This is a genomic window from Streptomyces sp. NRRL F-6492, assembly GCF_001280125.1.
Lineage (GTDB): Bacteria > Actinomycetota > Actinomycetes > Streptomycetales > Streptomycetaceae > Streptomyces.
Window position 1 is genome coordinate 21,822 of record NZ_LGEG01000264.1, and the last position, 11,465, is coordinate 33,286.

An 11,465-nucleotide genomic window follows, 5' to 3' on the forward strand; every position below is an offset into this window, starting at 1 on the left:
GATACTTCTCCCCCCTCGTGCGGGGCGTCCAAGACCGATCGGGTGGGCGGCGATACCGCCCGGGTATCGTTCCTGGCCGGCCCGTTAGGCTGGTGGGGTGGAGACACGTGAGCTGCGGTATTTCGTCGCGGTCGCCGAGGAGCTGCACTTCGGCCGGGCCGCACAACGGCTCGGGATCGCCCAGCCCCCGCTGTCGCGGGCGATCGGCGGGCTCGAGCGGCGCCTGGGCATCGTTCTGCTGGAGCGCGACAGTCGGGGTGTCGCCCTGACCGGGGCGGGGGCGGTGCTGCTCCAGGAGGCGCGAGCCGCGCTGGACGCCGTCGAGGCCGCCGAACGACGCACCCGCCGTGCCGCCCTCGCCGCGACGGGCCGCCCCGCCGTGGTCCTGGCCGCGAAGGCGGGGGCCTCCGACGAACTGCTGGCGAAACTCCTCGACGCCTACGCCGCCGAGCCCGGCGCCGTCGCCGTGGACGTCGTGCTGTGCGGGCCGGGCGAGCAGGCACCGGTACTGCGCGACGGCCGGGCCGACGTGGCCCTGCTGCACCGGCCGTTCGACGACACGGCCGGGTTCGACACCGAGGATCTGCACACCGAGGGCCAGGTCGCGATCCTCCCGGCGGGCCACCCCCTCAGCACCCGCCCCCACCTGCGGCTCGCCGAGGTCACCGGCCTTCCCGACCTGCCCCTGCCCCGCTGGCCACGCCCCGACGGCACGTTCCCGGACGGCCCCGGACCCGAGGTGCGCGACCATACGCAGCTCACCCAGCTCATCGCCCTCGGCCGCGCCTGCGCGGTCGTCCCGGAGACGGGCCGCACCGGCCTGCGCGACGGCCTCACGGCCGTACCGGTCTCCGACGCCCCTCACGTCACCACGGTCATCGCCTGGCCCCCGCACAGCCGCTCGACAGCGGTCGCGGGACTGGTCCGCGCCGCCACCGCCCTGTGACCGACCGAAGTGAACCCGGTTGCATCGCGCGGGATTTCGGGGACGGCGTCGGGTCTCCCACCAGCTCCCGACACCAAGTGCCCGTAAGGAATTCGAAGCCTTCCCTACAACCCGTGACACCGATCAAGAGTCTGATCGAACGGCGCGCGCACGTTCGCACGCCGTTTCGCATCTCATGGGAGATCTCTTGAACTCAGTACGCGCCAGCCGGCGTCGTCTCACCACCGCCGTCACCACCGTCCTCGCCATCACCCTCGGCGCGGGGCTCCTCGCCGCCCCCGCGACGGCGGCCCCCGCCGCCGCCTCCTTCACGGCGGCCGCCGGGGCGACGACCCCGATCGCCGATCCCGGAGGCAGCCTCCTCGGTGCCGGCCGGGCCGGCTTCCTGAACCGGGCCCTCGTCGGCGACACCCACCAGCTCCGCTGGACGACGTACGCGGACGGCACGACGACCACGCTGCCCGCGACGGGGGCGACGCGCGCCGAGGTCTTCTTCACGGAGACCTCGGACATCGTCATGACGTCCGAGGAGGGCCGGTGGAACGGCCGGTCCCAGCACATCACGCTGCGGAACATGACCACGGGAGCCGCCCCCGTCGACGTCGACTTCACCGAGCTCGGCGCCGACTACCGGTTCGCGGGCCTCGTCGGCGACACGCTCTTCGCCACGGGAACGAACGAGGACGGCGCCAAGGAACTGCTGCTCCTCGACGCGACGGGTGACACGCGGTCCGCCCGGAAGGTGTCCGGCCTGCCCGAAGGCGCGCTCATCGGCTCTGTCCGGGCCTCCCGCTCCGGGACCGCGCTGCTCGACATCGTCGCTCGCTCCGAGACCGCCTCCGACTCCCGGCTGACCATGGTGGACGTGGCCACCGCCACGGCCGGTCCGGCCCACTCCGTCCTGGAGAGCAGCCTCCCCGGCAGCACCCACGGCCTCTCCGACACGCACGCGGCCTGGTCGGAGGGCACCGGCTCCACCGTGACGCTGGCCATCGCCGACCGGACCACCGAGAAAGTACGGCGCGTCTCCGTGGGGAAGCAGCTCGACGGCGGAACCGACGTCGGCGTGCTGGGCACCTGGGTCACGTACGGCACGCCGATCGGGCTCGACCGGGTCATGGACTCCCCGCCGGTCGACGTGATCCAGGCGCTCACGGCCAGGTCCGCGACCACGGACGAGACGGTCAGGCTCCTCGACCACATGACCGGCGCCGTGCCCGCTCCCGACGGGACCCTGCTGGTGCACGGCGGCCTCGTCGGGACGGGCGAGGGCCTCTACCGGATCGCCCTCGGCGAGGACGGCAGGCCGACCGCCGAGCTCGTCGCCTCCGAGGGACGGCCGACCGAGCTGACCTACCTCGGGACCGACCTCCGCACGCTCGACCTCGACGCCGACCCCGCCAAGACCCACCTGAAGTGGCGGATGTCCCGGGTCAACGCCGACGTGTACCTCAAGCTGACCCACCGGAGGTCCGGCGAGGCCTTCGAGCTCAAGATGCACCTCTACCGCGAGTCCGCCGGCGCCTACACCTACGACGACCAGACCTTCGGCCTGTCCTGGGCGGAGGTCGCCGCGAAGTCGAAGCTGGGCAAGGCCCCTTACAGCGGCACCTACGACTGGTCGTTCCGGGCCGTCCCGCAGAACGGCATCGGTCCCGACCTGAAGGCCTCCGGCGAGTTCTACGCCAAGCGCACGGCCGACCCCCACGACCTCAACGACAACCACACCCCCGACCTGCTCGCCCGGGACGCCGAGGGCGACGTGTGGCAGATCGACACCGCCTACGACACGTCCACGAAGACCCTGACGGCCGCCGCGCCGCGCAGGCGGGCCGGGGTCGACTGGGACGCCTACGACCGGATCGAGTCCATCGGCAACACGGGGGGCGAAGCAGGCGACTTCGTCGCCCGCGACAAGAGCGGTGCGCTCTGGATCCACCACGGTGCCGGGCCGCTGCACAGCGAGGCGCTCACGCCCCGGTGGAAGGTCGGCGGCGGCTGGAACACCTACACGGAGCTGACCGGCGGCAGCGACCTGACCGGTGACAAGACGCCCGACCTCGTCGCCGTCGACACGGCCGGCGACCTGTACCTGTACGAGTCCACCGGCACCACCCCCGCCCCGTTCGCCCCGCGCGAGAAGATCGGCCACAGCTGGGGGATCTACGACCAGATCACCGCCACCGGGGACATCGGCGGCGCCCCGGCCGGCGACCTCGTCGCCCGCGACAAGGACGGGAAGCTGTGGCTGTACCTCGGCAAGGGGGACGGCACCTTCGCCGCCCGGACGCTGATCGGCGGCGGCTGGGGCCCGTACACCGACATCGTCGGCATCGGTGACGCCGACGGTGACGGCAGGCCCGACCTGTACGCCCGCGGCACGGGGAACACCTCGTACTTCTACGCCGGTACGGGCAACTGGAAGGCCCCCTTCAAGGCCCGGGCGGTCAGCCCGGTCCTGGGCACCGAACCCGACGTCCCTTACAACAAGGTGTTCTGACAGCCGGTCACTCGCCGCCGCACCTCCCTCCCGGCCCGGGCGCACCGGCATCGCCGCGCGCCCGGGCCGGTCCGCGGACCGAGCCTCCCCGGGAAAACCAGGTGTCGTCGGTGCCCGCGCGCCCTACGCTCGTCCGCATGGAACACGGGGGCTTGGTCAACGTCGTCGACGTCGAGGCGACCTGCTGGGAGGGGGAGCGCCCGCCCGGCCAGGTGAGCGAGATCATCGAGATCGGGCTGACCGTGGTCGACCTGGACGCGCGGGAGCGGCTCTCCCGGCACCGGATCCTGGTCCGCCCGGCGCGGTCGCGGGTCGGCGCGTTCTGCACCGAACTGACCGGCCTCACCCAGGCGGAGGTCGACACCGGCCTGGACTTCGCCGCCGCCTGCCGGCTGCTGGCCACCACGTACGAGGCGGGGAAGCGCCCCTGGGCGAGCTGGGGCGACTACGACCGCAAGCAGTTCACCCTCCAGTGCCGGGCCACCGGCGCCCCGTACCCCTTCGGACGGCGCCACACCAACGCGAAGGCGGTCTTCACCGAGGCGTACGGGCTCGCCAGGCGCCCCGGCATGGCGCGGGCGCTGGAGGTGGCGGGGCTGCCCCTGGAGGGGCGTCACCACCGGGGCGAGGACGACGCGTGGAACATCGCCGCGCTGGTGCTGCGGACCGCCGGCCTGGGTGCCTGGCCGGAAGACCACGGTCCCGACAGCTGAGACCCCGTGGTCCACATGACGGACGAGACTTGTCGGCGGAGCGTCCGCGCGGCGAGGATGCGCCCATGACTCCCGCCCTCGTCTCCCGCCGCCACGTGGATCTTCTGCGTGTCGCGGGGATGCTGTGTCGGTCCGAGTCCTGTTGTCGCGCGGCCTGTCGCTGAGCTCCTTCCCGGTTCTCCTTCTCCCCTCGCGCCGCCGGTTCTCCTCCGCCGCGTTCGACGCTCCGGGCCCCGGACTCCCGGGCCTGCGTCCACGTCTCCCGCGCCGGACGGCGTTCCGTACGCCCGTCCTCTCGCCCCGCACTTCCTCCGAGGTACGCCCGCATGCCCTCTTCCGCCGCCCCCGTACTGCACTGGTTCCTGCCCACCGGTGGTGACGGCCGCGACCCCGGCGGGGTCACCGCCGCCCAGGGCCGCACCGCCGCCTCGACCCGCCGCGGCGCCGGCCTGGACTATCTGGCCCAGGTGGCCCGTGCGGCCGAACAGGCCGGTTTCGCCAAGCTGTTGACGCCCGTGGGACTCGGCTGCGTGGACCCGTGGGTGCTGACCTCGGCCGTCGCGGCGGTGACCGAGCGGATCGGCTTCCTGGTGGCGTTCCGGGCCGGGCTCGCCCAGCCGACGCTGATCGCCCAGCAGGCCGACACGTTCCGGCGCCTGTTCGGCGACCGGATCGCGCTGAACGTGGTCACCGGCGGCGACCCGGTCGAGCAGCGGGCGTACGGCGACCACCTGCCGAAGGACGAGCGGTACGTCAGGACCGGCGAGCTCATGGAGGTGGTGCGGGCGCTGCTCGACGGCGACGCCGTCGACCTGAACGGCCGTCACGTCCGGGTGGAGAACGCCCGGTTGCACGACCCCTCCGTACGGTCCGCGGTCCCGCTCTACTTCGGCGGGGCGTCGCCGGAGGCCGAGGAGGTCGCCGCCCGCCACGCCGCGGTGCAGCTGCTGTGGGGCGAGCCCCCGGCCGCCGTCGCCGAACGCGTCGCCCGGGTGCGGGCCGCGGCCGCGCGGGCCGGACGCACCCTGCGCTTCGGGATCCGCCTCCACGTCATCACCCGCGACACCGCCGCCGAGGCCTGGCGGGAGGCCGACCGGATCCTGGCCGGGTTCGACCCGGAGGCGGTCCGCGTCTCGCAGGAGCGGTTCGCCCGGATGGACTCGACCGGACAGGCGCGGATGACCGCGCTGCACGGCGGCTCCGCCGAGAACCTGACCGTCTCCCCCAATCTGTGGGCGGGCATCGGGCTCGTCCGCGAGGGCGCGGGCACGGCCCTGGTCGGTTCGCACGACGAGGTCGCACGGCGGCTGTTCGAGTACGGACGGGCCGGCATCGACGAGTTCGTCCTGTCCGGCTATCCGCACCTCGAAGAGGCCTACCGGGTCGGCGAGGAGGTCGCGCCGCGCCTGCGGGCGCTCACGGAGGCGGCCGGCGTGGAGGCGGCCGACACGCGGGCGGCCGGCGCGCGGACGGTCGACACGGAGACGGGCGGCCCCGCGACCGCCGCCGGGGAGGTGGCGGCGTGACCCTCCTCGACAGCGCGGAGAGGAAGAAGACCGGTGCGGTCCCCGCGCCCGCCGCCCCCGGGCGGCCCGCCCGCCGGATACCGGCCGGGGTGGCGGCCCTGCGCTGGACCGCGCTGCGGCTGCTCGCGCTCGCGGTCCTCCTCGCCGCCTGGCAGGCCGTGGTCGCGGCGGGCGTCTGGCCGCGCGTGCTCGTCCCGTCCCCGGGCGACGTGTGGCAGGCCTTCGTGAAGGCGTCCACCGTCCACGACGGGGTGCGCGGCATCAGCGGCCACCTGCTCGTCGAGCACCTGGCGGTCTCGCTGCGCAGGATCGCGATCGGCACCGGTTACGCGGCGCTCGTCGGGATCCCCCTGGGGCTCCTCATCGGGGTGGTGAAGCCGCTCGCCGTGGTCCTGGAGCCGGCCGTCACCTTCCTGCGCACGCTGCCCCCGCTGGCGTACCTCTCGCTGCTCGTCATCTGGTTCGGCATCGACGAGTCCCCGAAGATCTGGCTGCTGCTCGTGGCCGCCCTCCCGCCGATCGCGGCGGCCACCGCCGCGGCCGTCCGGGGCGTCCCCACCGACCTGGTGGAGGCGGGGCGGGCCCTGGGGGCGGGGCCGGTGGCGCTGCTGTTCTCCATCCGGCTGCCGTCGGCGCTGCCGGAGATCCTCACGGGGGTGCGGATCGCCGTCGGCATCGCGTACACCTCGGTCGTCGCCGCCGAGACCATCAACGGCGTGCCCGGCATCGGCGGCATGATCCGCGACGCCCAGCGCTACAACCAGACCGACGTCGTCATCGCCGGCATCATCGCCATCGGCCTCTCCGGAATCCTCCTCGACGCGCTGTTCCGGGGCCTGGAGCGGGCGGCGGTCCCGTGGCGCGGCCGCGCCTGACACCCCCTCTTCTCCCTCTCTCACCTCTCACCTCTCACCGAAGGAACCGTCATGCCCTCCTCCCGTCGCGGCGCCGTGCTCGCCGCCTCCGCCACCGCCCTGCTGCTCGCCCTCGCCACGACCGCCTGCGGCGGTGCCGGCTCCGGGGACGAGGGCAAGGGCGGAAAGGTCCGGGTGCGCATCGCGTACCAGGCGATCCCCAACGCCGACCTGGTGGTGAAGAACCAGAAGCTCCTGGAGAAGGCCCTGCCGGACGCCGAGGTGTCGTGGGTGAAGTTCGACTCGGGCGGCGATGTCAACACCGCCGTGATCGCCGGGTCGGTGGACCTCGGGCTCCTCGGTTCGAGCCCGGTCACCAAGGGGCTCTCGGCGCCGCTGAACATCCCGTACAAGGTGCTGTGGATCCACGATCTGATCGGGGACAACGAGGCGCTCGTCGCCAAGGAGGACATCGCGTCCGTCGCCGCCCTCAAGGGGAGGAAGATCGCCACCCCGTTCGGCTCGACCGCCCACTACTCGCTGCTCGTGGCGCTGGAGTCGGCCGGGCTCGAGGCCTCCGACGTGACGCTCGTCGACCTCCAGCCGCAGGACGCGCTCGCGGCCTGGCAGCGCGGCGACATCGACGCCGCCTACGTGTGGACGCCGAGCCTGACCGAGCTGAAGAAGGACGGCAAGGTGCTCGTCTCCAGCCGGGAGATCGCGGTCAAGGGCAAGCCGACCGCCGACCTGGGCGTGGTCACCGACGCGTTCGCGGCCAAGCACCCCGAGATCGTGGACGCCTGGCTGAAGGCCGAGGACCAGGCGGTGAAGCTGGCCAAGAGCGACCCCGCGAAGGCGGCCACCGCGATCGGCGCCGAGCTCAACCTCAGCCCCGAGGAGGCCCGCAAGCAGCTCGCCGAGCTGGTCCTGCTCACCGCGAAGGAGCAGCAGGGAGCCCCGTACCTGGGCAGGCCCGGCGCTCCGGGGGCGCTCGCGGCGAACCTGCACGACGCCGCCGTCTTCCTCAAGGGCCAGAAGGCCGTCGACGCCGTGCCCGACCGGTCGGTCTTCGAGAAGGGCCTCGCGCTGAAGGAGCTGGCCCGTGTCGGCGGCTGAGCACGTGTCGGCGGCTGAGCACGTGTCGGCGGCTGAGGCGGGTACGGAGGCGGCGGCGGGCGCCGCCGACATCGAGCTGTCGGGCGTCGGGGTCCGTTACGGCACGGCCAAGGCCCCCGTCGTCGCGGTCTCCGACGTGTCCCTGACCGTGGAGCCCGGCGAGTTCGTGGTCCTGGTCGGCCCGTCGGGCTGCGGCAAGACGACGCTGCTGCGGCTCGTGGCGGGCTTCGAGCGGCCCGCCGCCGGGGGCGTGGAGGTGCGCCGGAAGGTCGGCGTGGTCTTCCAGCAGCCCCGGCTCTTCCCCTGGCGCACGGTCGGGGGCAACCTCGCCTTCGCCCTGGCCCGGCACGGGGTGGACCGGTCCGCGCGGGCCGGGCGGATCGAGGAGCTGCTGTCCCTGGTGGGTCTGTCCGGCATGGCCGGGCGGCGCACCTGGGAGCTGTCGGGCGGGCAGCAGCAGCGCGTCGCGATCGCGCGGGCGCTCGCGGCGGAGCCGCAGATCCTGCTGATGGACGAGCCGTTCGCGGCGCTGGACGCGCTCACCCGCGAACGCCTCCAGGAGGAGGTGCGCGCCCTGGCGTCGACCACCGGCGCGACCGTCCTCTTCGTCACGCACTCGGCGGAGGAGGCGGTGCTGCTCGGCTCCCGGGTCCTGGTGATGGCGGCGGGCCCCGGCCGGGTGGTCGCCGAGGTCCCCGTCCCGCTGCCCCGCGATCCGGGCACGGACGTGGCCGCCCTGCGCGGCGACCCCGGCTTCGCCGCCCTGCGGTCGGAGCTCGCGGCGGCGACGCGGAGTTCGGCGGCGGCCTGAGGGACCGGCGGAAGGGACGGGCCGGGTCGGTCCCGGCGCCGGGGGCTGCGGTTACCCTGGCGCCGGACGCGAGGAGGAACCATGGCGCGGATGTCTTCGGCCGAACGACGCAGGCAGCTGGTCGAGGCGGCGATCAGGGCGATGACCAGGGACGGGGTCGCCCGGACCACCACCCGGTCGATCTGCGCCGAGGCGGGGGTGTCGCTGAGCGTCTTCCACTACTGCTTCGAGTCCAAGCAGGCGCTCCTCGAAGCGGCGATCGAGACGATCACCGACAACTACGTGACGCGGGTGATGTCGGCGGTGGAGCCGGGGGCCACCCTGCGCGAGACCGTACGGGGCGCGCTCCGGACGTACTGGGACCACGTCACCGCCCATCCCGGCGAGCACATGCTGACGTACGACCTGACCCAGTACGCGCTGCGCGAGCCGGGGTTCGAGCACCTGGCACGGGCCCAGTACGAGCAGTACGTGGCGTCGGCGGCCGATCTCGTCGAGCGGGTCGGCGCGGTGCGGGGGATCGGGTCGAAGGTGCCGGTGGAGGTGGTGGCGCGGTACCTGGCGGCGGCGATCGACGGCCTCACGCTCCAGTTCCTCGTCCTCGGCGACAAGCACACGGCGGACGGCCACCTCGACCTGATGGCCGATCAACTCGTGGCCCTGATGGAGGGTTGAGGGGTGCGGAGCTTCCCGAACCCGTGAGTAGGTCATCTGTCCCGGACCCTTGACTCGGTCCTCCGGCACCGCGATCCTCGGCACGCCCGGTACTTCCCCACCGACCGGAGGCTCGCTGCCCATGACTCGACCCCTCTCGCGCGGGAGGGGCGGCGGATCCGCCCTCCTGGCGCTCGTCCTCGCCCTGGCCGCCGTCCTCTTCGGCTCCGCCCCGGTCCCCGCCGCCCCCGGCGGTTCGTGGTGGGAGCCCGTGTCCCGTCCCGCCGCCGACTCGCAGGTCAACGTCACGGGCGCGCCGTTCACCGGAACGGACGCCCGGGGGAAGGTGCGCGGGTTCGTCGACGCGCACAACCACCTGATGTCCGACGAGGGCTTCGGCGGCCGGCTCATCTGCGGCCGGACGTTCTCCGAGGCGGGCGCGGCCGACGCGCTCAAGGACTGTCCCGAGCACTACCCCGACGGCTCCGGCGCGCTGTTCGAGAACATCACGGGCGGCGCCGACGGCCACCACGACCCGGTCGGCTGGCCCACCTTCGAGGACTGGCCCGCCCACAATTCCCTCACCCACCAGCAGAACTACTACGCCTGGGTCGAGCGCGCCTGGCGCGGCGGACAGCGCGTCCTGGTCAACGACCTGGTGACCAACGGCCTGATCTGCTCGATCCTGCCCCGTGACCGGGGCTGCGACGAGATGGACTCGATCCGGCTCCAGGCCCGCAGGACGTACGAGCTCCAGAGCTACGTCGACCGGATGTACGGCGGTCCGGGCAAGGGCTGGTTCCGGATCGTCACCGACGCGGCGCAGGCCCGCTCGGTGGTCGAGCAGGGCAAGCTCGCGGTCGTCCTGGGCGTGGAGACCTCGGAGCCGTTCGGCTGCAAGCAGATCCTCGACGTCGCCCAGTGCGACAAGGCCGACATCGACCGGGGTCTGGACGAGCTGTACGGGCTCGGGGTGCGCAGCATGTTCCTGTGCCACAAGTTCGACAACGCGCTGTGCGGCGTCCGCTTCGACGAGGGCGCCATCGGCACGGCGGTCAACATCGGCCAGTTCCTGTCGACCGGCACCTTCTGGGCCACGGAGAAGTGCACGGGTCCGCAGCACGACAACCCGATCGGCCTCGCGGCGGCCCCGGTGATGGCGTCGAAGCTGCCGCCGGGCGTGGGCGTCCCCTCGTACGCCTCCGACGCCAAGTGCAACACCCGCGGCCTGACCCGGCTCGGCGAGCACGCCCTGCGGGGCATGATCGACCGCGGGATGATGCTGGAGCTCGACCACATGAGCGTCAAGGCCGCGGGCCGGGCGCTGGACGTCCTGGAGTCCGAGGAGTACCCGGGCGTCCTGTCCAGCCACAGCTGGATGGACCTGGACTGGACCGAACGGCTCTACCGCCTGGGCGGTTTCGTCGCCCAGTACATGCACGGCGCGGAGGGCTTCATCGGCGAGGCGGGGCAGAAGGCCGCGCTCCGCGCGAAGTACGGGGTCGGCCTCGGCTACGGCACCGACATGAACGGCGTCGGCGGCTGGCCGGGCCCGGTCGGCTCCGGCGCGCCGAACGCCGTGACGTACCCCTTCCGCAGCTTCGACGGCGGGGCGGTGCTCGACCGCCAGGTCACCGGGCAGCGGACGTGGGACCTCAACACCGACGGCGCCGCGCACCACGGCATGGTCCCCGACTGGATCGAGCAGATCCGGCTGACCGGCGGCGGGCAGGGCGTCGTGAACGAGCTGGCGGGGGGCGCGGAGTCGTACCTGACGACGTGGAAGGCGACCGAGGACCACGAGCCGGGGGTGAACCTGGCGGCGGGCGCGCCCGCGGCGGCCAGCTCCTCGGAGTGGAGCCCGTTCACGAGCTACGCGCCGGGCCGGGCGTTCGACGGCGACACGGGCACCCGCTGGGCCAGTGACTGGTCGGACGCCCAGTGGCTGAGGGTGGACCTCGGTTCGGTCCGCCCGGTCGGGAGGGTCACCCTCGACTGGGAGCGGGCGTACGCGAGCCGGTACCGGATCGAGCTGTCCGACAACGGCACGGACTGGCGGACGGTGTGGTCCACGACCACCGGGGACGGCGGGTATGACACGGCGGAGTTCCCGTCGCGGTCGGCCCGTTACGTACGGGTCCACGGCGAACGGCGGGCGACGAAGTGGGGCTACTCGCTCCACGAGGTGGCGGTCCACCGGGCCTGAGCGACCGTACGGCGGGGTGCGCGGGGGGCGGAGGGGGGCGCGGCCTCGCCCCCCCGCCCCCCCTCCCCCCCCCGCCGTCCGCCGTGGCCCCTTACATACCGGGCCGCCGGCGAGGGGAACGCCGCCTTGTCATACCCGC

The 11,465-nt window shown here is 73.5% G+C and carries 9 protein-coding genes; all 9 read left to right on the forward strand.

What is annotated here, in order from left to right; translation table 11 throughout:
- Window positions 1–97: 97 nt before the first annotated feature.
- Window positions 98–946: a LysR family transcriptional regulator gene (locus tag ADL08_RS30930; RefSeq protein ID WP_053648837.1), complete on the forward strand. Its 849-nt coding sequence runs from the start codon at window positions 98–100 to the stop codon at window positions 944–946.
- Between the two features lie 187 nt (window positions 947–1,133).
- Window positions 1,134–3,446 carry an FG-GAP-like repeat-containing protein gene (locus tag ADL08_RS30935; protein ID WP_053648839.1) on the forward strand — a complete coding sequence of 771 codons (2,313 nt, stop codon included), beginning with the start codon at window positions 1,134–1,136 and terminating at the stop codon, window positions 3,444–3,446.
- 137 nt (window positions 3,447–3,583) lie between these two features.
- Entirely contained in the window at window positions 3,584–4,159 is a 576-nt protein-coding gene (locus ADL08_RS30940) for a 3'-5' exonuclease (RefSeq protein WP_053648841.1), read from the forward strand.
- 326 nt (window positions 4,160–4,485) lie between these two features.
- Window positions 4,486–5,685 (forward strand): LLM class flavin-dependent oxidoreductase, encoded by a 1,200-nt coding sequence (locus ADL08_RS30945; protein ID WP_078968234.1) that lies wholly within the window; start codon window positions 4,486–4,488, stop codon window positions 5,683–5,685.
- Window positions 5,682–6,560 carry an ABC transporter permease gene (locus ADL08_RS30950; protein WP_053648843.1) on the forward strand — a complete coding sequence of 293 codons (879 nt, stop codon included), beginning with the start codon at window positions 5,682–5,684 and terminating at the stop codon, window positions 6,558–6,560. Before ADL08_RS30945 ends, ADL08_RS30950 begins: the two co-directional genes overlap by 4 nt.
- Before the next feature lie 51 nt (window positions 6,561–6,611).
- Complete coding sequence (locus ADL08_RS30955; protein WP_053648844.1) at window positions 6,612–7,655, forward strand: glycine betaine ABC transporter substrate-binding protein; 1,044 nt, start codon at window positions 6,612–6,614, stop codon at window positions 7,653–7,655.
- Window positions 7,656–7,677: 22 nt separating this feature from the next.
- On the forward strand, window positions 7,678–8,466 hold the full coding sequence (locus tag ADL08_RS30960) for an ABC transporter ATP-binding protein (protein WP_420709616.1): 789 nt from the start codon (window positions 7,678–7,680) through the stop codon (window positions 8,464–8,466).
- An 81-nt stretch (window positions 8,467–8,547) separates the two neighbouring features.
- Window positions 8,548–9,141, forward strand: a complete 594-nt coding sequence (locus ADL08_RS30965) for a TetR/AcrR family transcriptional regulator (RefSeq protein WP_053648847.1) — start codon at window positions 8,548–8,550, stop codon at window positions 9,139–9,141.
- Between the two features lie 121 nt (window positions 9,142–9,262).
- Complete coding sequence (locus ADL08_RS30970; protein ID WP_053648849.1) at window positions 9,263–11,326, forward strand: discoidin domain-containing protein; 2,064 nt, start codon at window positions 9,263–9,265, stop codon at window positions 11,324–11,326.
- Window positions 11,327–11,465: the final 139 nt, after the last annotated feature.